General features: G+C 32.8%; 15 protein-coding genes, 1 tRNA gene and 4 pseudogenes. 12 read left to right on the top strand and 8 right to left on the bottom strand.

Translation table 11 applies throughout. The annotated features are described in order from the left end of the window. The first annotated feature begins 19 nt into the window (after positions 1-19). Both N3Z16_RS08650 and N3Z16_RS08655 read left to right on the top strand, forming a co-directional pair. Positions 20-601: a DUF2155 domain-containing protein gene (locus N3Z16_RS08650; RefSeq protein WP_282486188.1), complete on the top strand. Its 582-nt coding sequence runs from the start codon at positions 20-22 to the stop codon at positions 599-601. Between the two features lie 129 nt (positions 602-730). Next, positions 731-1,783: an IS110 family RNA-guided transposase gene (locus tag N3Z16_RS08655; RefSeq protein WP_282485577.1), complete on the top strand. Its 1,053-nt coding sequence runs from the start codon at positions 731-733 to the stop codon at positions 1,781-1,783. Positions 1,784-2,106: 323 nt separating this feature from the next. Here the strand turns inward: N3Z16_RS08655 and N3Z16_RS08660 are convergent, their stop codons facing one another. Further along, positions 2,107-2,406: a hypothetical protein gene (locus N3Z16_RS08660; RefSeq protein WP_282486189.1), complete on the bottom strand. Its 300-nt coding sequence runs from the start codon at positions 2,404-2,406 to the stop codon at positions 2,107-2,109. 233 nt (positions 2,407-2,639) lie between these two features. Next, positions 2,640-2,715 (bottom strand) — tRNA-Phe (locus N3Z16_RS08665). A gap of 272 nt (positions 2,716-2,987) precedes the next feature. On the opposite strand from N3Z16_RS08665, the gene sdhC reads away from it, so the two are divergent. The 3 genes from sdhC to sdhA are packed head-to-tail and all read left to right on the top strand — an operon-like array spanning position 2,988 to position 5,590. Then, positions 2,988-3,377 carry a succinate dehydrogenase, cytochrome b556 subunit gene (sdhC, locus tag N3Z16_RS08670; protein ID WP_223938414.1) on the top strand — a complete coding sequence of 130 codons (390 nt, stop codon included), beginning with the start codon at positions 2,988-2,990 and terminating at the stop codon, positions 3,375-3,377. A gap of 28 nt (positions 3,378-3,405) precedes the next feature. Then, positions 3,406-3,789: a succinate dehydrogenase, hydrophobic membrane anchor protein gene (gene sdhD / locus N3Z16_RS08675; RefSeq protein WP_282486190.1), complete on the top strand. Its 384-nt coding sequence runs from the start codon at positions 3,406-3,408 to the stop codon at positions 3,787-3,789. Positions 3,790-3,802: 13 nt separating this feature from the next. After that, positions 3,803-5,590, top strand: a complete 1,788-nt coding sequence (gene sdhA / locus N3Z16_RS08680) for a succinate dehydrogenase flavoprotein subunit (protein WP_282486191.1) — start codon at positions 3,803-3,805, stop codon at positions 5,588-5,590. Between the two features lie 63 nt (positions 5,591-5,653). Here sdhA and N3Z16_RS08685 read toward each other — a convergent pair whose 3' ends face one another. Continuing rightward, complete coding sequence (locus N3Z16_RS08685) at positions 5,654-5,950, bottom strand: hypothetical protein (protein ID WP_282486192.1); 297 nt, start codon at positions 5,948-5,950, stop codon at positions 5,654-5,656. Between the two features lie 63 nt (positions 5,951-6,013). Here N3Z16_RS08685 and N3Z16_RS08690 point away from each other — a divergent pair. The 4 genes and pseudogenes from N3Z16_RS08690 to N3Z16_RS08705 form a co-directional block, all read left to right on the top strand. Further along, positions 6,014-6,199: pseudogene (locus N3Z16_RS08690) on the top strand (IS982 family transposase); the annotation flags it as partial. Positions 6,200-6,338: 139 nt separating this feature from the next. After that, positions 6,339-6,593 carry a hypothetical protein gene (locus N3Z16_RS08695; protein ID WP_282485543.1) on the top strand — a complete coding sequence of 85 codons (255 nt, stop codon included), beginning with the start codon at positions 6,339-6,341 and terminating at the stop codon, positions 6,591-6,593. A 73-nt stretch (positions 6,594-6,666) separates the two neighbouring features. Beyond that, positions 6,667-7,796: pseudogene (locus N3Z16_RS08700) on the top strand (IS91 family transposase). A 205-nt stretch (positions 7,797-8,001) separates the two neighbouring features. Next, a pseudogene (locus tag N3Z16_RS08705) lies at positions 8,002-8,718 on the top strand (IS982 family transposase); the annotation flags it as partial. A 2-nt stretch (positions 8,719-8,720) separates the two neighbouring features. Here N3Z16_RS08705 and N3Z16_RS08710 read toward each other — a convergent pair. Both N3Z16_RS08710 and N3Z16_RS08715 read right to left on the bottom strand, forming a co-directional pair. Beyond that, complete coding sequence (locus N3Z16_RS08710; protein ID WP_282486194.1) at positions 8,721-9,449, bottom strand: hypothetical protein; 729 nt, start codon at positions 9,447-9,449, stop codon at positions 8,721-8,723. 31 nt (positions 9,450-9,480) lie between these two features. Then, positions 9,481-10,572 (bottom strand): hypothetical protein, encoded by a 1,092-nt coding sequence (locus N3Z16_RS08715; RefSeq protein ID WP_282486195.1) that lies wholly within the window; start codon positions 10,570-10,572, stop codon positions 9,481-9,483. A 277-nt stretch (positions 10,573-10,849) separates the two neighbouring features. Between N3Z16_RS08715 and N3Z16_RS08720 the strand changes: the two genes are divergently transcribed. Continuing rightward, a complete protein-coding gene (locus tag N3Z16_RS08720) occupies positions 10,850-10,990 on the top strand; it encodes a hypothetical protein (RefSeq protein WP_223938410.1) in 141 nt (46 codons plus the stop codon). Here N3Z16_RS08720 and N3Z16_RS08725 read toward each other — a convergent pair. Both N3Z16_RS08725 and N3Z16_RS08730 read right to left on the bottom strand, forming a co-directional pair. Beyond that, a pseudogene (locus N3Z16_RS08725) lies at positions 10,977-11,559 on the bottom strand (UbiX family flavin prenyltransferase). The gene N3Z16_RS08720 and the pseudogene N3Z16_RS08725 overlap by 14 nt on opposite strands. A gap of 292 nt (positions 11,560-11,851) precedes the next feature. Further along, positions 11,852-12,247, bottom strand: a complete 396-nt coding sequence (locus N3Z16_RS08730) for a hypothetical protein (RefSeq protein WP_282486196.1) — start codon at positions 12,245-12,247, stop codon at positions 11,852-11,854. 264 nt (positions 12,248-12,511) lie between these two features. On the opposite strand from N3Z16_RS08730, the gene N3Z16_RS08735 reads away from it, so the two are divergent. Then, on the top strand, positions 12,512-12,811 hold the full coding sequence (locus N3Z16_RS08735; RefSeq protein WP_282485684.1) for a transposase: 300 nt from the start codon (positions 12,512-12,514) through the stop codon (positions 12,809-12,811). 7 nt (positions 12,812-12,818) lie between these two features. Next, positions 12,819-13,637 (top strand): IS3 family transposase, encoded by an 819-nt coding sequence (locus N3Z16_RS08740; protein ID WP_282485683.1) that lies wholly within the window; start codon positions 12,819-12,821, stop codon positions 13,635-13,637. Positions 13,638-13,651: 14 nt separating this feature from the next. Here the strand turns inward: N3Z16_RS08740 and N3Z16_RS08745 are convergent, their stop codons facing one another. Further along, positions 13,652-15,202 (bottom strand): hypothetical protein, encoded by a 1,551-nt coding sequence (locus N3Z16_RS08745; RefSeq protein ID WP_282486197.1) that lies wholly within the window; start codon positions 15,200-15,202, stop codon positions 13,652-13,654. Between the last annotated feature and the right edge of the window lie 8,684 nt (positions 15,203-23,886).

Genomic DNA, 23,886 nt, shown 5'->3' on the forward strand with positions numbered 1-23,886 from the left:
CTTTAAGGACTTATAAAGTATGGAAATTTTTAGAAACCTCCAATTTCAGTTAATCAAATATTGGATTTTGTATCTTACTGTAGGGATACTGTTTGTATTTTGTAGTACATCTGGGATTTGCGCAGCAGAAGATGAAGAGTTAGAAATATCGGTACTTGATGAAATAGAACAAGGGTTAATTAATCAATCTCCTGGTGGAAAACCTCAAAAAACAGAACGTAAGGATTTAATAAAATTAGAAGATAAAAAAAAGGAAAGCATATCATCTAAAATTACCCTTCCCCAAGAATCTACAGATTTTTCTTATAAGAAAACTGCTAGTATTGTTGTCTTAAATAAGATTACTGCTAAATCCGAGTTAGTTAAATTTGAATTAAATAAAGAAAAATCTTTTGGGCATCTTTCTGTGGAAGTTCATAAATGCGCTAAAAATATTAATCCTTTAAAACCGACTAATCTTATGTTAATTAAGGTTTTCGATCACAAAACTGATGGTAATAAATCGTTGGTGTTTGATGGGTGGATGGATTCATCAAATCTTTCAATTTCTGCCCTAGAACATCCTGTTTATGAAATAATTCCTAGAGATTGTCTCGATTAGAGAAAGTACTTATCTTAAAGCCGAATTTATATTATAATGGTATGGACCTACCCTAGTATACAGAATCTATAACAAATGTTATTGTTCTAGAATAGGAAATGAATCCTAAACAACAATAGAGAGGTCCACATGACAAATATTACTACAATAGGTATTGATATAGCAAAAAGAATTTTTCAGTTTCATGGTGTAGATAAAAATGGCAAGACTGTGTTGAAGAAAAAACTAATGAGGGATCAGGTATTAACTTTTATAGCTAATTTACCTAAATGTTTAGTAGGTATGGAAGCTTGTGGAGGTGCTAATTATTGGGCTAGAGAAATTAGCAAACTAGGGCACGAGGTAAAATTAATGGCGCCACAATTTGTAAAGCCATATGTAAAAACTAATAAAAACGACCAAGCTGATGCAGAAGCAATATGTGAAGCCGTATCAAGACCAAATATGAGATTTGTTCCGATTAAAAGTATAGAACAACAGGATATCTTATCAATTCATAGAGTAAGGGCTAGATTAGTAAAAAATCGTACTGCTCTTGCTAACGAGATCCGAGGGCTATTACATGAGTTTGGAATCATTATTCCTCAGGGTATAAATAAAATTACATCAAAGTTAACAGAGGTTCTAGACAGCGGGAAATTAAGTCCAATAAGTCAGCAAACTTTCAGTGATTTAAAAGAGGAATTTATCGAGAATGATAAGAAAATAAAATGCTTAGAAAGTAGACTAAAAATAATGGCTAGTGAATTAGATAAGTATCAACAAATAATTGCTATACCTGGTATAGGTTTAATTACAGCTACTGCCTTGATAGCATCTATAGGGAATGGTAGTTGTTTTGAGAATGGTAGGCAATTATCCGCATGGCTTGGATTAGTGCCAAGACAAGCTTCTAGTGGTGGTAAAGAGAAGCTGCTTGGAATCAGTAAAAGAGGTGATATATACTTACGTACATTATTAATTCAAGGAGCAAGAGCTGTACTTAATACAAAACTAAGATTTACTACTGAATCACAGAAAGCTAAAAAAGATTATAGCAAATTTGCACAATGGATGTTTAATTTATATGACAGGAGTGGGCATAACAAAACAGTTGTGGCTGTAGCTAATAAATTAGCCAGAATTGTATTTGCAGTGCTAAGCTCAGGTAACGATTATGTAGAGAATAAAGTGTGTAGTTAGGGGTAAGTGACATGGTGTTATTTACTCAAGTAGCTACTATAATTTCAGGAATATGCGAGAGGTGATAAACATTGATGGCAAAATAAGACAAATCTTATACTTACAAAAAAACTGTTTTACTCATGGGCTCAAACACGAAGCCGATATTATGATTATGTTAAGTTTGTAAGTGGCGAATTTCCATCAGGGCTGTAGAGTAAATGATTTAATAGAACTATTTACTTAACTATAAGTCGGATACATGACTGCATTTTGATTTTTTTGCTATTAATATTATTTATTTCTTGCATTATCGGGGAGGTCCATACATGAGTAATTGGGATTTAGTTCTTAGTAAGGTTCAAATTCTCCAAATCTGTTGTTAGAAGCAGGGCAAGCTTCTCCATCTCGCCCAGTAAATTTGTTGCATAATACTCTAGGATTTCATCTCCTTTTGCTGCATAATTATCAACCAATTCTTTTAGTTGTAAGATAAGTTGGTCGTTGTAGTAGGGGGCTGTATATAACACCTCTAATGAAAGGAAAAAATCTCCAGTGATATTACCCAAATTTTTAAACTGTTTATGGACTAATTTTCTTATTTCCGACAAAAATATTTCTGCCTCGTGTCCTTGTATATTCATAAAGGTAATTTTAAAAACTTTTAAAGCTTATTAATTTTCTTAATTGTAATTCGGCCACATAATAGGGGATAAAAAATTATAATCAAGATAATTTTTTACATAAGTTTAACAAGGTGTTTCTTAGGAATCTAAAAGATTTTAACTACAAATAGCATAATAGGTAGGAAGTTTCTTTTTCTGATAATTGGTTTATTAAAAAACATTAAAATTATTTAATAATTTGGAATAAATAGTGGTGGCCAGAGCCGGGATCGAACCGGCGACACAAGGATTTTCAGTCCTTTGCTCTACCAACTGAGCTATCTGGCCAAATAGTTCCCTATTTGGAAGTTTTTTATGAATGGTATTGAAGTAGATATCTTAGACGAACTTATAGTCAATAAAATTTATTATGTCTATAAGAAATTTCGTAACCTAGGTTAAATTAGTAATAGAGTTGGCAAATGTGCAGAGTTATGTTTTATTTTAACCGTTATGAGGGAATTTCTAACAAAAGATACCGAAGAAACTTGAAAAGGTATAGACTAGTTTATATACTTTAGTTTGAAATAAGTAGAGTTAATCAAAGCGAGTATTATTTCATGCAAAAATCTCGAGAAGAAATACACAAAGCACGACCAATTTCTCCACATCTTAGTATTTACAAACCTCAGATCAGTTCAGTATTATCGATAGGTCACCGTCTCAGCGGTGTTGGGTTATTTTTTATGATTTCTGCTTTAGGTTGGTGGTTTATTTTATGGGTGTTCAGTAAATTTGACCCGATATATTTAAAAATTTTCGATAGTTCTTTTGTCAGGTTTTTACTAATTGTTACGAGTTACGGATTTTTTTACCATTTATGTACAGGCATCAGGCATTTAATATGGGATACTGGCTGGGGATTTTCTATTAGAGCCATAAATTATTCCGGCTGGTTAGCTGTTATTGCTTCTATATTATTAACACTAATTTTTTGGATGTTTGTCTAAGTGAGGGTAAATTACATATGGTTTTACAATGAAAAGCGAATATAGATCAGATTTATCAAAAGCTAAAAATTTAGGGGCAGCAGGCTCTGGTTCTCATCATTGGTGGCATCAAAGGCTTACTGCTATAATAATTTCTCTCATGATATTGTGGGTAATTTCCTTTTTTGGAGATATCTCTAAAAGCAATATCACTACAGTTGTTTCTCATTTGCAGAAACCTTTTAATATAGTAATGCTTTTGATTTTGTTTTTTACGGTAATGTATCATGCTGTTCTTGGCATGCAAGTCGTTATTGAAGATTATATAAGTTGTAGAGCTTCCCGCTTTGTTCTTGTTGTTGGAATCCAGATATTTGCAATTATTACGGCTATTTTCTTTGCCTTTGCAGCTTTTTATGTAATGATTTTGTGATGGAAGAATATTTATGACTAATAGCTATAACATAAAAACTCATGAATTTGACGTAGTTGTTGTGGGAGCGGGCGGGGCTGGCCTTCGTGCTGCTTTTGGCATGGCACAAAGTGGCCTGAGTACGGCTTGTGTTACTAAAGTTTTTCCAACTCGTAGCCATACTGTTGCTGCCCAAGGGGGGATAAGTGCCGCACTTGGCAATATGGGAGAAGATGATTGGCGATGGCATATGTATGATACGATCAAGGGATCAGATTGGCTTGGGGATCAGGACGCTATAGAATATATGTGCAAGAATGCGGCGGCAAGTGTTATAGAATTAGAACATTACGGTGTTCCTTTCTCCAGAAATAAAGAAGGTAAAATATATCAAAGGCCTTTTGGTGGAATGACAACTAATTTCGGTAAGGGTAAAGCAGCACAGAGAACATGTGCTGCTGCTGATAGAACAGGTCATGCAATTTTACATACTTTATATCAGCAAGCGCTAAAGCACCAAGCGCAATTTTTTATAGAATATTTTGTAATCGATTTAATTATGGATGATGGCAAGTGTAAGGGGATACTTGCATGGAATTTAGATGATGGAAGTTTACATGTTTTTAGAGCACATATTGTAGTATTAGCTACTGGAGGCTATGGCAGGGCATATTTCTCTGCGACTTCAGCTCATACATGTACCGGTGATGGCGGTGGAATGTGTATAAGGGCCGGATTACCTATGCAAGATATGGAATTTGTTCAGTTTCATCCAACTGGAATTTATGGGGCTGGATGCTTAATTACTGAAGGAGCAAGAGGAGAGGGGGGCTATTTGGTCAATTCAGAAGGGGAACGTTTTATGGAGCGTTATGCACCCTCAGCTAAGGATTTAGCCTCAAGGGACGTAGTTTCCCGTGCCATGACGATGGAAATAAGAGCAGGACGAGGAGTAGGCCCTAAGAAAGATCACATATTTTTGCATTTAAATCATTTACCGCCTGAAGTTTTACATGAAAGGTTACCGGGAATCTCTGAAACAGCAAAAATTTTTGCAGGAGTGGATGTAACAAAGCAACCAATTCCAATATTACCTACTGTTCATTATAATATGGGTGGGATACCGACCAATTATCATACAGCAGTTCTTACCCTTAAAGACGGTAAGCAAACTATTGTCCCGGGACTTATGGCGATTGGTGAAGCAGGGTGTGTTTCTGTACATGGTGCAAATCGTCTTGGTTCAAATTCCTTACTTGACCTTGTAGTTTTTGGCAGGGCAGCAGCATATAGGGCGGCAGAAATTGTAAAAGCTGGCATGCCTCATAAAAAACTAAAACCAGAGATACTTGATCCTATTATTTCTAGACTAGATAAAATTAGAAATGCAAAAGGAGATATATCGGTGGCTGATTTACGTCTTAAAATGCAAAGAACTATGCAAGATCATGCTGCAGTTTTTAGAACTGAAGAAGTTTTAGAAGAAGGTCAAAAGATGATGGATGGTATCAGGAAGGAATATGGTAATATATCGGTAACCGATCGCTCAATGATTTGGAATAGTGATTTAGTTGAAGCCATGGAGCTTGCCAATTTAATTGATCAAGCAGTTCTTACTGTTCACGGGGCATTAAATAGGAAAGAAAGTAGGGGGGCGCATGCGAGAGAAGACTTTCCAGAGAGAGATGATAAGAACTGGATGAAACACACACTTCTTTGGCTTGAAGAAAACGGCAGAGTTAAAATAGATTATAAACCGGTAGTTTTAACTACCTTAACTGATGAGGTTGAACCTGTTCCACCGGTAAAAAGAGTTTATTGAATAGTGGTTTGAAGAACCAAGCAAGTTCTTTCTGCTTGGTTCTGTGGTAGAAAAAATAAAGTATTAATCTATTACGTCAGCCTCTTGCCAATCAGCACCAAGGTAATCAGTTATGGTATGGGTAGTTCGAGGATCTAATTTTAATGTTATAAACTCCATCGCTTCAAGTAAGCTAACGTTGTAATCTCCGTCTAGATAGTCAAGAACCGTACCGGTAACTTTTGCTTTTCCTGAAAAAATACTGTTAAGTTTTTCAAAAATAATATTATTACTCGAAGCTATAATTTGGTCAAGTTTCGACGTATAAAGGTATTTACCCCAGTTCGGGATAAGGATTGCATAAATATATAGTAGATACAAGGGTTGCAAGATGGTGATGCCTGTGATAAAGCTCTTTTTTAACAAAAAATGGCAACCACAGGCATGAAAAAAGATATCACGGAATTGTACAGCTTTATAGATGATTTTTGCCAAATTTACTCTGGTTACGAAAAAAAGCAATTATTACCTGGCAATAAACAGCGAAATCGCTTATGTAGTATGAGCTTGAGCGAGATTATGACGATCATGGTAATGTATCATACGTCTCATGCAAACAAGATAAGCCACCTATCGGTGGCAGCTTAAAAGAAGATACCCTTGACCGATAAATATTTATGGAGGATTATAATACTGGTATTTGATTTGTTTTAACTTGAGTTATAAAGACTGAATGTTAGACATACATAAGATAATATATAATTGAGTTATGAGTAACTTGCACTCTGAGCAGCATTTGGTCAATGAATTAGCGGTAAAAACTCTTAAGGCCATTTCTAAAGAGCAAGCAATTCCTTACAGCAGGATCAAAAAGATTTTTTCCGAAGGAGATAAGGAAATAGCCAAGGCTTTCTGGATAATGTTGCGAAAAATATCTCCCAATCATAAGTATAATTCTGTTTACTATTGCCCTGATTGTAAAGAATTTGATTTAGAACGCAAAGGAAGAAAGATTCCTTGGTAAGAAAACATTAACTATAAGTAATTTATGGAAATAGTCGGTAAAGGAATATCTATAAAACATATTTTTCTAGACCGTGGTAATTGGTCTCGATTTCGCTAAAAAATACGGCAAGCTAAGATACGGCATTATTTTCAACGTCACTAAAGTTATATCGTGTGGAACGAAATATTTAGGATTTAAACGTTATAGCTGCCGTGATTGTAACCGCAATAAATCGGTAGCATTCAGCTGTAAAGGTAGGTTTTGTTCTCGTTGTGGTAAGAAACAAACGGATCAATGGGTGAGTAAGGCTAGCAATGTTCTACCAAAAACACGATGGCAGCACATTACATTTACAATGCCGGACTCTTTATGGCCGATATTTTGGCTCAATCGTGATCTGTTTGGATTGATTTCCGGTATTGCAGCAGGAATTATTAAGGAGATAGCTACAAAGAAAAATCTTGTGGTTGGTATATTTACTGCCTTACACACTTTCGGTAGAGATTTAAAACGCAATGTTCATATCCATTTATCGGTTACTTGCGGCGGTATAAATAGCAAAGGCAAGTGGCAAAAATTATTTTTTCCTGCCGAACCTATTAAAAAAATGTGGAGACATAGAGTCCTTGAGTTATTTCGCTTTCAATATATCTCAAGTAATTTGAAGTTGCCGTCCGCATATCAAAATGCTGAGAATTTTAATAACTGGATGAGTAGTTTATACGAAATCAGTTGGTATGTTTATTTACAAAAACCATCGGATGATCATAAACGCAACATAGAATATTTAGGGCGGTATATAAAACGCCCCCTATTTCCGAGACAAGAATAGAAAATTACGACGGAAAGCAGGTAACGTTTAAATTTCTTGATCACTATAATAATACAATTGATCGCATAACTATGCCCGTGATGCAGTTCATAGCTAGTCTGATTATGCATATACCAGATCGTTATTTTCGAATGATTAGGTATTACGGTTTTTTATCTAATAGAACTAGGGGCGTACAATTACCTATCGTATATAAGGCAATTAATCAAATCGTTCATAAGAAAACTAAGCTCATTAGTTGGAGATTAATGATTTGGTTGAATTTTAAAATAGATCCTCTGTTTTGCTATAATTGCAATAAATGTATGAATCTGCGGCAAGTTTATTACGGTTTATCTCCGCCATTGTTATTAATAAGAACCAATGAATTATTATCAACGCCTAGATAACATCATTATGGCGAACACTTCTTTCACGTCTTGGCCACATAATTTGTAAAACTGAACCTATTTTTAGATAGATTCTGGCAGAGATTTTTGTAAAAGTGTTGATAATTTCTAATATTGTGGCTGGTAACTACATATTTATTAAACGAATTTTTAAAAAGCTGATTGATGATTTTTCTGGTTGCAAATTTTGAATTTCCTATACTAGAACTTTAAATATTTTTACAAAACTTGTATAGAGTATATCCACAAAAACGATTTTCCGAATGCCTTAAGTTATAACCGTTTTGTAGAACTAATGTCTAGATTATTTTTACCGTTTAATATACTTTTGCATATGTTATTTGGCGAAGAAACTGGCACATATTTTATGGATACTACCGCAATCAAAATCTGCCACAATAAAAGACGCTATAGGAATAAAACATTTGCTGGGCTTGCCAAGCAAGGCAAATCATCTATGGGCTTTTTTTATGGGTTTAAATTACATTTAGTGATCAACGAAAAAGGTGAATTTATCGCGCTAAAAATGACTAAGGGAAACGTAGATGATAGAGTTCCTGTGCTTGATCTAACAACGGATTTAACTGGTTTTATATACGCCGACAAAGGTTATATTAAGCAAAATCTATTCATTAATTTATATGAAAGAGGATTGAAAATGGTGCATGGAATTAAAAAGAATATGCCAAATAAATTAATGGATTTAAACGAAAAAATCTTACTACGCAAACGAAATATAATTGAAACTGTATTTGATTATTTAAAAAATAAAATGAACCTTGAACACACGAGACATAGATCACCAATCAATGCCTTTGTGCATATACTATCCACGTTTATATCATATTGCTTTAAAAAAAATAAACCTTCAATAAATTATAGTTTTGATTTATCTCTAAACTACGCGCTTATCCCGAACTGAGGTTATTTACTATTTTTTTGAAAAAAATGAGCTATAGACTCAAGCATGTGCTTGGATTCAGCGTAGAGGTTATAACATTGATATAAAGCATCGTTTTCTGTTTTTAATCTATCTATTGTTGTTTCAAAAAATTTTTGAGCTTCTGGGTTATCTTTTTTAAAAGGCACGCCTGTTTGATTAACATTTTGAAACATATGTTTATGGGTTAATTCATGGATGATTGTGCCAGCTGTATTTATTATAGGTATTGTATCACAACTTTGGCCAATTATTACATCTTTAGGAGTTGGTTTATAAGATCCTTTCACTCTGCTATCATTTGGATCAGCTGGGCTGTTGAAAATTCCTATAAAACCTTCTAATTGAGCAGTTTTAAGAATGGTTTTTGCTATAGGATAAACCTCTATAATTTCTTGTAAACAACCAGCTATTTTGGTTAAAATACTGTCTGTATATGCTCTTGAACCAACGGCATATTCTATAAGTGTTGATTCCAAAGCTGCAGGATAGCTAATGCTCTTGTCAAACAAATCATAAATTACCGGATCTATAGTAGCTATTGTTTTTGCTTTGTCGAAGGACTTTAAGTCTAAACTCGCATCGAGCAGTTCACTAAGCTCTTTAGCTTTACCTGCTGTAGTTAATGTTTCTTTTAAAATTTTGAGGAAATTTTTGTATTGATATTTATTAATATCACCGGTTTTATATAATTTTCCTATATTAAATTGCATTTCTACCGGAATTATTTCACCTTTAAATAAATCAAAAAAAGAAGAATTTTTTTTGTAAAAAGGAATTTATTTTACCATTCCATAATACTGATTCTAAAAATCCTAGTTTTTTAGGACTTTTTTGAATGAAAGAAAAAATTTCCTCCCATTTTCCTTGTTCTATTTCCTTGTTTTTGTCTATATTTAAGCTCTTTAAGAATTCTAAATCTTTATCAAGGTTTAATATTGAATTTAACTTATGAAAATCTAGGAAATCTTTTAGTTTCAGCTTTTCGAATGCTTTTGTTGGAGGTAAATCCTGAATAAATTTAGTATATAGCGTGAAAATGTCATTTTTATAGAATTCGCTTAATAAATCGAAATTTTCTTCTTTTGTGAATTCTATTAATAAAAATTTAATAAAATTATCATTTTCACTTTGGTCAGATAACTCTTGGAATGAAGTCATAAAACCGTCTAAGTCCTCTCCCTGCAATACCTCCCTATCTAATTTCTTTTTAAGATGCTCTTTTATATTTCTATCAATTTCTTCTGCAAGTTTAGCATTACCAATAGTCGGTAAAACACTCATAATTTGTGCACAACGTTCAAGCTCTAACTTAGTAATGTTTTCAGGCTGAGATAGTAGTTTAAAAAAATAATCTTTTGCATTTGGTGATTTTATTGATATTACCGGTAAGGATTCAATAATTTTGGTTAAAGAATGATTTAAAAAATAATTACCTAGGCTAAATATAGAGTCATAAAATTCCTTAATTATCATTCCTGTATTTTGTAATTTTGCTGCAAGGTTTGCGAATCTGTTAATTAGTTCGACGTTTACAGAATTATTTTTAATAACATTGATACTTTCCTTTAAATCATCCCAATAGTCTCCGTTTATAACACTGGTTGATTCTAGTTTCTCAAGATATTTATTTAAGCTTGATTCTAATGCTGCTTGTTTTATTGATTCTTCAATTTTCTGTTTTGCCCAAGCTTCTTGTTGTGCTATTTCGCATTCTTGTTCCAATTTTTCTATTGCTTTTTGAGCAAGTAATGTAGAGAAATCGAAAGTTTGTGGTTTTTGTTGGGAAGATACAGGAGATGGTTCTGGTGTAAAGGAGAATGGTGATTTACTCATAAAAAACTCTATTTTTAATAAAAAAATAATCTTTTGTTGCGAAGATTATTAACATAAATTAAAGTTTTATACAAGGAAATATTAATATATATTAAGATATTTATTAAATAACGAGTGGTATAATAAAGAGATGGTATTGTAGAAGAAAAGGGAAGGTAAATGAAATAAAGTGTATAAATACGATGCCAAGCTATTAGGTTTCCATTTCCACGATTGGCTTATGTACAAGAGTAGATTAGTATATATAGTATATTAATAATAAAAAGGAATAGCATCAATGACATCATATATAGGCGCTGCGGTAAAAATTACAGAACTTATTACCTATAAAGGTAAAGAGCAGAGAATATGGGCAAATCCACAAGGAAATGTAGACTTAGTGTCAAAAACTTGGGGTTATAATGTTAATTTTTATTAAATATTCCTTGCCATCTTTTAATAAGATTTGTTTCTATATCAAACAAATCCAGAACTCTCACTATTGAATGGTTAACTATATCATCTAGGGTAGTGGGATTGTTGTAAAATGCTGGAACAGGGGGGCATATCGCTACTCCTATTCTGGCAAGTTTAAGCATATTTTCTAAATGAATAGCACTAAGGGGGGGGCTCTAACTATTAGGGCTAGCTTTTTTTGTTCCTTAATAACAACACTTGCTGATCGCATAATAAGATTATTTTCAAGACCTGAAGCTATTGCTGATAATGTTTTCATACTGCAGGGTGCTATAATTACCCATTTACTTTAAATGATCCGCTGGAAATTTTAGCCCCTATATCATTCGGATGATAAACATAGTCAGCAAGTTTTTTAATATCATTTATTGAAAATGAGGTTTCAGTTGCAATAGTTAAATTTGCTGATTTTGAAATAATTAAGTGTGTTTCTACGCCGCATCTTCTTAATATTTCAAGTAGCCTTATGCCATAAATTGCGCCTGAAGTGCCAGTAATAGAAACAATAATTTTTTTAGTTTCTGTTGCCACGTTAAAATTAAGATTTATTTAGTTATATAGCTCCTTATTCTAATATATTAATAACAACCTGGCAACATTTAGAACTTAAGCTATACCCCGTAAAATAAGTAAAGAAATAAAAAAATAAGAGAAAAAAATCATTTAGGTGGTTGCGGAGAAGATACAGGAGATAATTATGGTGCAGAAAAAACTTGTGGCTTATTCGAATTACTATAGTTAACTAGCTAAATTGACACTTCTTCTTACATCCTTAATTAAGGATGTAAGAAGTGCTGATAACCCATAACTTCCATGGAAATCTTTACATCGATACACTACTGCTTTTCCTCTGGGATAACAAAGGAGGAGGTTGACGAGGCGTTGGAGGATGAGAGAGTGCTTCTTTTTCTTTTTCCCTAACTGTTGCTCCGATGGTTTTAGCTAAATCGATTGGAGTTCTTTCCTTTCCTACTCCAAGTACCACTTTGTCGAATCTTGCAGGATTTTCTTTTCTCATTGCAAGTAAATTTTCTCCAGTGATGGCACTGGCTTTAAACTTAGTTGCTTTGGCTTTTTCAACTGCTAGATCAGTTAACCTCCCTTCAAATTGAGTATTACTTGGCTGTAAAGTAGTAAGAGCAGACCGAATTGTACTCACTTCAAATTCATTCGATCTTTGTTGGTTTTTAGCGGTAATACCACCAGATATAGAAGACAAGCTTTCGGTTGAAACTGAAAAAGCCATGCCAAATCTATATCCGGTAGATTTATTGTCATATAGTTCCTTTTGGAGATCTCTAGATATTGCCTGACTCTCTTTTTTTAAATATTCTGGATCTAATTTTGATAAAGCGGGAGAAAGTTCTTGGGTAAATTTGTCTTTAAGGTATTTTTCCCTTTCTGGTTTATAATGGTACCCAAAAACTGGACTGCTAAAAATGAAGAATGAGATATAATTTCACAACAAGGAAATGGAAATTATATGTCTAAAAAAGCGAAGCAATATAGTGCGACGGAAAAAACAAAAATTGTTATAGAAGCAATAAAAGCTGAAATGACAATAGCACAAATAAGCAGTAAGTACGGGGTTCATGCAACTCAAATACAAGCATGGAAAAAAAGAGGTATAGAAAATTTAGTTAGTGGTTTTCAAGTTAAGCCGGCAACAAAAGATCCAGACAATCAAGATTTGATAAAACAATTATATGAACAAATAGGACAGTTAAGCGTTGAGCGTGACTGGCTGAAAAAAAAATCTACATTGTTTGGACTTGGAAACTAGGAAAAGTATGATTGATAATAATTGTATAAATCTAAGCATTGTTAGGCAATGCGATCTACTTTTAATTAATAAATCTACTTATTATTACAAGGCAAAAGGAATAACTACAAGAGACTTAGAAATAATGAAAGTAATTGATGAAATCTATACAGAGCATCCGTATTTCGGGGCCAGAAGAATGTCCAAGCATCTTGTACCGTTTGGAATTGTTATTGGTCGCAAAGCGGTAAGTCGTTATTACGGAATAATGTCAATAGAAGCCATTTATCCTAAAATGAATTTAAGCAAGCGCAACCAAGCTCATAAGGTATATCCTTATCTTTTAAAAGGCGTTGAAATTACTAAGACAAATCAGGTATGGAGCACCGATATAACTTATATTAGAATGGCACAAGGATTTGTATATCTAGTAGCCATTATTGATTGGTTTAGCCGTTATATTCTGAGCTGGAAGGTTTCTATTAGCTTAGAAAGTGATTTTTGCATCGACGCACTAGAAGAAGCCCTAGAAAAGCACGGTCAACCTGAGGTTTTTAATACCGATCAAGGTTCTCAATTTACGTCAAAAAATTTCATCTACGAACTTGTTAAACGTGAAATCAAGATTAGCATGGACGGTAAAGGTAGGGCTTTAGATAATGTATTTATTGAAAGATTTTGGCGTTCATTAAAACAAGAAAAAATATATTTGATAATTTTAAATACTGTCAAGGAGGTAAAAAATGCTATAACAGATTACATAACTTTTTATAATAGTAAAAGGATGCACCAATCCTTGGAATATTTAACTCCAGAACAGGTGTATTTAACAAAAATTATTGGCTAATATTATAACGCAAATTATATCTCATAATTTCTGATTTTTAGTCTAGACAAATTGGGCCACCTTAGTTTCAAGCTAACTCCATTTTCTTTTTTCAAGTTGTCAATGGCTTCACTTATTATCTTATCAATAATAGCCTCTTTTGGCTCTTTAACGGGGTTATCTCTACCAAGAACCGTTTTATCAAATTGTACCGGGTTTTCCTTCCTCATTTGAGCTAGATCCTTATCTGATAATTTATTTACATCATACCTTACGGACTTAGCCTTTTCTACTTCTAATTCTGTTAGTTTCTCTGCTAGTTGAGAATCTTTTAAGGCATGAGCAGATAAATTTGTTTCTATCTTATCAATTTGCATTTTATCGGATCTATCTAAGTGTGCGTCTGAGAGGTTATTTGCTATTTTATCTAAATTTCCCTCTCTTATATATATACCCCCCAGTACACTTGCAGTAACCATACTTTTGGCTACTACTTCTTTCTGAATTTGTCCAGAGATGATCTCGGAATACTGTTTTAGATATTCAGGATCAAGCTCTGCTAAAGCAGGAGATAATTTATTGACTAACCTTTGAGCTTGATTTTCGCTTATGATATAACCATTCTCTTTTTCTAGATCTTTTATAGCTCCTAGAACAATGAACCTCGGAGATTTTGATAATTCAGCTGCAAAATTTTCTGCTAACCCCTTAACGGCATCACTGTTAACATCACGAGGATTTAATGATTCAATTTTTCTTTTTGTAAATTCCTCTAATTCCTTTTTAGTAGTAGGGTCAATTGAATACCCTTGGGACTTTAAATTGTTTTCTACGGCTTGGATTAAAAACTTTTGTGCATTCTTCTCTAATATTATATTTGGCTCTGCAGATAACATTTTGTCTTTATGGCTACTAAAAATCTTGTTGAATTCTGCTAATGTTTCCTGCGCTGCTTCTTTAATCTGTTCTTTTTCTAGTTCTGGCAATGCTTGTCCCTGTTTTTTTATAGTTCCTTTAATAGCATACTCTTCTAAGACTGCAATTCTTTCTGGAGTTAAGTCAGGATTCCTCCTTATTATTTTAGCGTATTCTTCTTGAACTTTTTGCCCATATTCAGCAGAAGGAATATTTTTATTTGCTACTGTAAGCAGTGCTTCTTTTGCTGCAGCAAAAGCCATTTCTCTTTCTTCATCAGTAAATGGCCTGCTTAATGTTATTTCATCATAAGGCCCTCCCTTAGAAACCGGCAGAGCATAACCCTTCAGCGCGGCTTCAGTTTTTGCCGCACTTAACCTTCCTTTTCCCGCATCAATAGAATTGCCTATAAAGGTTCTGTGGGTCTCTTCTGCTGCATGGATTTTATTTACCAAGGTTTGAATTTCTTCTGGAGGTGCAAAAGACATTAGTGCGCGTGCTCCTAAACCTTCAATGGTACTCATAGATGAGTTGTATCTTCCTGCAATCATTTCGTAGCTAGTAAGAGACGCTTCTCCTATAACTTGTGCTTTAGTGGTATTAGTTACAACGCAATTTTTTATATCTCCAACAAGGCCTTTTGCTAGTGGTGATAGCTGTGTTTTACTCATGTTTTTTACCTATTTTATTATTTTGTTAGTATAATAAATCAAAGAACCGAGATTTTTTATGAAATCCTAGATGCTTCGCTCTCCTCTATTTTTAGTAAAGCATTGTACAAATTTTTAATCAATTTATAATTGGTTTTCTTCATACTTAATAAAAATTCAGTTGTTGTAAAAATCCATTAGGTAATGGTAATAAACCTTTCAATAAACGTATTATCAGCTTTGGAAAACTATAAAGAAGAGAGGGATCAAAATTTCTTGCTATTTGGGGTAATTTAATATATTAACCCACCAATTAAATACCCGACTTAGGCGGCATATTTTACTTCTTTTAAGGTGGCCCAATTTGTCTAGACTAAAAATCAGAAATTATGAGATATAATTTGCGTTATAATATTAGCCAATAATTTTTGTTAAATACACCTGTTCTGGAGTTAAATATTCCAAGGATTGGTGCATCCTTTTACTATTATAAAAAGTTATGTAATCTGTTATAGCATTTTTTACCTCCTTGACAGTATTTAAAATTATCAAATATATTTTTTCTTGTTTTAATGAACGCCAAAATCTTTCAATAAATACATTATCTAAAGCCCTACCTTTACCGTCCATGCTAATCTTGATTTCACGTTTAACAAGTTCGTAGATGAAATTTTTTGACGTAAATTGAGAACCTTGATCGGTATTAAAAACCTCAGGTTGACCGTGCTTTTCTAGGGCTTCTTCTAGTGCGTCGATGCAAAAATCACTTTCTAAGCTAATAGAAACCTTCCAGCTCAGAATATAACGGCTAAACCAATCAATAATGGCTACTATTAACCCACCAATTAAATACCCGACATAACTATTGCCAAGAAGGAAGGAATTTGTATAATGCAATAATGTCAAAAAGTGAAGATTTTAGGAAATTATCAATAAGCGCACAAGCGTCGATGAGAAAGATTGCTCTAAAACTAGTAAAAAGAGGAGAGAGTCAATCGTCGGTAGGTGAATTAATAGGAGTGAGTCGCCAGACAGTAAATGAATGGGTAAGGAGGGAAAAGAGAGGCGACAAGTACGCAATTAGTGGGAAGTTAAGAGGTAGAAAGATAGGAGAGAAAAGGCTTATAACCGAAGATCAAAGTAAAATAATACAAGGGTACGTAAATATCTCTAGACCAGAAGATCACAATATCAAATCAGCATTATGGTCAAGAAAATCAGTTAATGCACTCATCAAAAAACATTGTGGATTTTTTCTTCCCCTAAGTACAATAGGCGAATATTTAAGAAGATGGGGGTATACTGCACAAAAGCCAAAGAAGTTAGCATATGAGCAGCAACCCAAAAGGGTTCAATTTTGGTTAGATGAAGAATATCCGTCAATAGCCAAGCAAGCAGAATATGAAAAGGCAGAAATACATTGGTGCGACGAAGTAGGGATAAAACAAGAGTGTCAGGTATTACAAAGCTATTCTTTAAAAGGAAAAACCCCTGTTGTGATTCATAAATCGAAGAGATTTAGTATAAACATGATATCCACTGTTACAAATAACGGTAAGCTAAGGTTTATGCTGTACGAAGAGACACTAAAAACAAATGTATTTATAGAATTTTTACGGAGGTTGGTAAAATACTCCAAGAAAAAAATCTTCTTAATCCTAGATAATCTCAAGGTTCATCATAGCAAAAAAGTACAAATATGGACTCGGAAACATAAAAAGAAAATTTCTTTATTTTTTCTGCCTCCGTATACTCCGCAACATAATCCGGATGAATATTTAAACAACGATTTAAAAAGAAATGTAAATAGGAAACATATACCTCTTACAAAATCTGAACTCCAAGGGAATTTAAAATCTTACCTAAGGACTCTGCAAAATAACCCAGAACATATCAAAAGATTATTTCAGGCGAAAGAAGTAAAATATGCCGCCTAAGTCGGGTATTTAGTTGGTGGGTTAATATCTGTTCATGTCGTCACTATTACCCCGCTTCTTGTAAGGCTTTTCTGTTCTGATACTTTCATTAAGAGTAATGGTTATTTTATAAACATTTCCTAATTAAAACAGCTATTTGTTCTACTTTTCAACTGTTTATTAAATAATTGTTGAGATTACCTGTTATTTTAATTTGTATTGTTTAATACAGGTGATAATTTCTTTTTTGTTTATGGATTTTAAGCCCTTAATTAGTGATTATGGCATATAGTATTTTGGGTACGGTTAGCGACAATTGTATACTTTCTTACAATATATTTCTGTGGTCAATAATAGGGATCTCTTAACTCCTTTAATGTCCTTGCCTCTTTCTTTCTAGCCAGTTTTTCTTGAAAACTCTCTACAGGATCTTCCATTTCTCGAAAGACAGAATTATCAACCGATACCTTTCGTGGTTTCTTGTTTTCTATACTGTTTTTATCTAATGGTCTTTGTCCCTTTTTGTTTATACCAGAAAGTTTATAATGCTTTATATAATTATTTAAAACATACTCAGATACTTTCAATTCTTGGTACACTTCTCTTTTAATTTTTCTGCTATTTAAAAGCTTCTGTATTTCACTGGGTTTATAGTTTTGCTTAAGGTATTCAAGATTACGTAAGATTGTTCTATTCATATCTTTTAAGCCTTACTTTTTAGCTTTGCTATTTCCTCTAAACTAAGTCCTGTTACGGAAGAAATTAACTTATCGCCCAGCTGTTGTTTTAACATGTTAAGAGCTGTTTTTTCCAAAATAAAATCTGTATTTGTTTTAATATTATTACTCATGATCATTTTAACTTTTCTATTCCTTCAACAGTTAAACCTGTTGTAATTTTAGATATTTTTTCAATGGCATATCCGTCTAGTAGCATAGCTTTGGCGATTTCTATGGCTTTTTTGTTTTCTTCTTTCTCAATACCCTGTAAGATACCCTTGTTAAACCCTTCTTCGATATATGAATCTGCAATGGTTCTCATGATATTACTTGCCTCTTCCTTTGGTAAATTATCTATAATCAGCTGTTCCAGTAGCTGCTTTTTTAAAATCCACATTTTGATGACTTTTGATCAAGGAAACTACAGCTTTATTTAAAATCATCAATTCTTGTTTAGTTAATGTTATCCATAAGAGCTTAAATACTTAATCTTCCACTACTATAGTAACTTAATATTAGTAGCCGATAACTTGCCTTTTTGTGTTACAGTCTCAAAACTGAGTTTCTGTCCTGAGTCAATATTCTTGATACCAGCTTGTTCTAAAGCTGAGATATGGAGGAATATGCCTCTTGATCTGTCGCTAGGTTCTATAAAACCATACCCTTTAGTAAAATTGAACCATTTGAGAGTACCGATTTGCATAATAGTATAACTTATTAAATCTTACTTATATCAATATCCTTTTCAGCTTCTCTTTTTGTGCATCCCTGTTGATTTGCGATATGGTCTATAAATTCTGCTTTGTTCATAATAAGTCTTTAATTAATTAATTTAAATTTTTAAGTTTATCTATAAAATTTTTAAAAAGATGTTTTTAAAAAATCTAATTCTTCTTGTGTGGAAAAACGACCTAAAATAGGATTACGATGTGGATATCTTCCAAATTTATCAATGATTACTTTATGCTTTAATTCATATTTAAGGTGTTGCTCTAAACCAACTTGATTGTATAACTCTAAGGCATTTTTATGAATTATTTGTGATTCACTATGCATAAACGGTAAATAACAAAAAGCTTTCATATTTGGAATTAATTGTTTGTCTTGTTGTTTTTCTATCATATTTTGGGCTAATACCAAAGCCATACCATCATTATCAAATGATTTTGCGTGACCTCTATGTATGTTTCTGGAAAATTGATCTAAAATTATAATTTCTGCTAAACCCCCTTGGGGAGAAAATCTCCAGTCATATAATTCTCCTTGTACAGCTTGCTTATGTAAGCTACCAAAACGCTCAATAATAATTTGATCAATATGAATACTATCAATAAACCAATCGCTTGGCGTTAATTCATTAAACCAAAAATGTATAACTTCATTGTACAATTTTAACTTTTATCTTTTTAATTATTAAATTCATTAAATCACTTAACCAATTTTTCTGTGATTTCTGCAATATGTCTCCCATAAAGCTCTGCGGTTTTAATATCTCCCGAAGCTGTTGTTGTTTCTGGGGCTCCTTGATTTGATTGTGCCATAACACCAAGATAGCTACCTAAACGATTAATATTTTCAGGAGCATATGGTGATTCCGGTAATATACCTGGACTAACCCAAATCATTCCATGTTGACCAGCTAAAACTACCAATTCCAGTATTGATGATAGTTTGTCACCGCTTAAGCCTCCACTATTAGTAAAACCTCCAGCAACCTTATTTTTCCATTTTTGTTCAAAAAATATTTTTGAAGTTGTATCAATAAACATTTTAAATGGTCCTGATAGAGAACCCATATAAGTTGGAGCCCCAAAAATAATAGCATCAGATTTTTCAAGAATATGCCAAGCTTCTTCTGGTATCTTACCCTCAGGGTTAACTTTAATTAACTTTGATTCAGTTCCTTTTATCTCAAGCGTACCTTTGTAAACAGCTTTAGCAATTACTTCGGTATGACCATAACCGCTATGATATACAACCGCAATCCTAGCAGCCAAAGCTGATGAAGAGATTGTACAAAATAAAATAAATATAAACGTTTTCATAAGAGTAGCCCCAAGTTATTGTTTTTATTTGTTAAAATTATAATAGTTAGAATTTTAATCAGTATCTTTCATTACTTTCACTTATGTACACTCCTTATAGAGTGGATTATTACTGTTTTGCACTACCTTATCCTGAGCATCTGTATCAACTAGCTTTATTTGCCGTTTGTATTCTGCTCAAGCCATTTTCCTAATTTATCCAATGATACGTGCATATCGGTAGAATACAACCAGTTTAAAATAATGTTTTTAGGTAATGTCGAACTTTCCTTGTTCATACTTATAGATTTTAATTATTTTACGGTAGATTTATTATTAAATCTAATCTTTAAGATTAGATAGTAAGTCTTGTTATTAATAAAGATTTTTTATTATCATTTCCATAAATATTTCATTATCAGAATAGCAATAGATAAAACAAGAGTGATTATTTCTGCAATGATTAATGGAATTGAATTAATCATGATGCCGTAAATTAACCATAGCACCACTCCAAGGGTATAAATTAAATACATAGTAGCAGATATAGCCTTTGCTGAGCGTTCTTTCCATAATTTTACTATTTGAGGAATAAGCGATACAGTGCCGCAAAATGCAGCAGCATAGCCTATTAATTCGGCAACGCATAGTTCATTTGTCCAAGCCCACTCCATTATTGGGTTATACAATTTTTTCTCCATATTTAATTTATTGGAATGTTCACAAATATTTTGACAGTTAATACAGACAATATTTTCTGCTTAGTCTGATTTTTGTTATTTTGCCGAGTCAATATAGTATAGTTTTAACTGATTTTTACAAGCAATAAATTTGTATCCTCCTCTTTTACTATCAAAAGCACCACACACGCAGATAAGAGTAATAACACCAAATATGTTATTTTGTTGGTAAAGATGATAGTATCGTTTCAGCTCTTTAAATTTAAGTAAAATCATCAATCATGTAATCTGTTGCCATAATCAGATTTAATCATTACTTCTTCTGATCCCAAAGAAATGAAGCAGTATAATAAAGAGATAGCAAAATCCAGTGCAGCAGAGCGAAGAAAGAAATTAATCAGACTAGCAATAACCAGACCTATCAATCCCATATAAGCAAATGAGGCCAAACTGCTTAAATCCTTTCTGGTAGTATGACCGTATATGCGCTCATTGTGCCAAAAGTAGAGGCGGTAATAAAAAATGTTTTAGCTATACTTGCCATTTCTAGCTACTTGGATTGGTGCCGGTGTATTTTCGATGAATATAATTGAAAGCTATTATAATAAACCAACGTTTATTAAGACACTAAAATATTGCTTATGATTTGTAGCTGTAGAGATTTTATGCTATAATAGACTTCAGTAATTCATAATTAACAATATACCGAATTAAAACCCATGAGCGATTTAGTTTCCTTTGATTATGCCATCAAAGACAAAGGAGATTACGATATCGTAGAGGCCTTTATCTCTGCATTAATAAGTTCATGCGGTTATAAGCCTATAAAGATTAAAGCATTACTTGAATCTGCCAGTAACAAAGAATCTTAAAGAGTTAAAGTCAAGTATAGCCGATCTTGTAGTAGAAGACGATACGGGTAATAAATATATCGTAGAAATAGATCGTTCTTACACGAGCCTGTTTCTACATAAGGCTTGTTTTAACAGTTCTAGATTAATAGTAGACTATATCTCCAGTAACGATGATTATTCTACAATTAAAAAGATAATACATATTAACCTACTGTATTTTCCGTTCGGTAATATAAAAGCTCCTCTACATTACGGTAAAACCGTTTTCCATGAAATAGATAAATCTCATCCCCAAAACCTACATATTGCGGATCTTGGCATGAGGTTTTTTGATGCTCATAATATCTTGCCCGAATATTTTGTAATATTGGTTCCGCTATTTAATGATGTCATTAAAAATGAATTAGACGAATAGCTCTACATGATGAAACATTCTGAAGTAAAAGAAGATTTTAAATCTCCTTATATGAAAAAGGTAGCAGATAGATTGAACATCTTTAAAATGACTCCTTCCGAAAGAAAAGAATACACCGCTTACCGTAATGAATCACTAAAAGAAAGAGATTATATAGTTTCAGCTGAAGAAAAAGGTATAGAAATCGGTAAAGCTGAAGGTAAAGCTGAAGAAAAAATTGCAATGGCCGCTAAAATGCTAAGTAAAGGTAAGGATATTGAAGAAATCATGGATTTTACGGGTCTATCTAGAAAAGAAATTAAAAACTTAGAATCTAAAATTAAAGCTTAATGATTATGAAAGATTTTCTTATTCCAAAAACCAAAATCCAAACCTATTCTTTTGCTTTTTCAATTGATACCAGTTTTGGAATGGTTTTTTTAAGAATATACTCAAAATAGAACGATATTTGATAAAAAAAGTAAGGTCTATACAACATTATACTCCTTAATATAATATGCTGAAACCCATTATGGGTATTGTACTTTACCGCGCTCTAGTCTTAAAGAATTTAATAAGGGCTTAAGAGGTGTATGTGAGTTTATTGATTCAATTTCTTCTAGAATAGTGGTAAGTTCTTCTTCTGCTCCTAAAGTAAATAAAGCATCTACCTTAACTAAATATGCCTCTTCCTTTTTAGGATAAATGGTAACTGCTAAGTCTGCACTTTTAAGTGCTTCTTCATAACGATGCAATTTATTTAATGCTTTTGCTTTCTTAACGTATATTAGGTATCTATTATCAGGGGAGGTATCAGCCTTTATTGCTTGATCGCATATTTCTATAACGTGTTCGTATTTTTCATTATGTAAAGCTATATGGGCTTGATGATGTAAGTGCTGACAGTTATCGGCGATATTTTCTGAAAAGAATCTTGTATATTCAACTAAACTTATTAGTGCACCGAGCATGAACCACAATAAATATTTGGTGTATCTGCATTTCATATATGTTACCTTTAAATATTTTATAGTATAGGAATTTCAAAATTTGTAACCAGAAAAATTGTTAATCAAAACTTTGAAAATTCGTTTAATAAAATGTAGTTACAAGCCACAATATTAGAAATTATCAACACTTTTATAAAAATCTCTGCCAGAATCTATCTAAAAATAGGTTCAGTTTTACAAATTATGTGGCTAAGACGTGAAAGAAGTGTTCGCCATAATGATGTTATCTAGGCGTTGATAATAATTCATTGATTCTTATTAATAACAATGGCGGAGATAAACCGTAATAAACTTGCCGCAGATTCATACATTTATTGCAATTATAGCAAAACAGAGGATCTATTTTAAAATTCAACCAAATCATTAATCTCCAACTAATGAGCTTAGTTTTCTTATGAACGATTTGATTAATTGCCTTATATACGATAGGTAATTGTACGCCCCTAGTTCTATTAGATAAAAAACCGTAATACCTAATCATTCGAAAATAACGATCTGGTATATGCATAATCAGACTAGCTATGAACTGCATCACGGGCATAGTTATGCGATCAATTGTATTATTATAGTGATCAAGAAATTTAAACGTTACCTGCTTTCCGTCGTAATTTTCTATTCTTGTCTCGGAAATAGGGGGCGTTTTATATACCGCCCTAAATATTCTATGTTGCGTTTATGATCATCCGATGGTTTTTGTAAATAAACATACCAACTGATTTCGTATAAACTACTCATCCAGTTATTAAAATTCTCAGCATTTTGATATGCGGACGGCAACTTCAAATTACTTGAGATATATTGAAAGCGAAATAACTCAAGGACTCTATGTCTCCACATTTTTTTAATAGGTTCGGCAGGAAAAAATAATTTTTGCCACTTGCCTTTGCTATTTATACCGCCGCAAGTAACCGATAAATGGATATGAACATTGCGTTTTAAATCTCTACCGAAAGTGTGTAAGGCAGTAAATATACCAACCACAAGATTTTTCTTTGTAGCTATCTCCTTAATAATTCCTGCTGCAATACCGGAAATCAATCCAAACAGATCACGATTGAGCCAAAATATCGGCCATAAAGAGTCCGGCATTGTAAATGTAATGTGCTGC

This window comes from Candidatus Megaera polyxenophila, from assembly GCF_029982035.1.
GTDB lineage: Bacteria > Pseudomonadota > Alphaproteobacteria > Rickettsiales > Rickettsiaceae > Megaera > Megaera polyxenophila.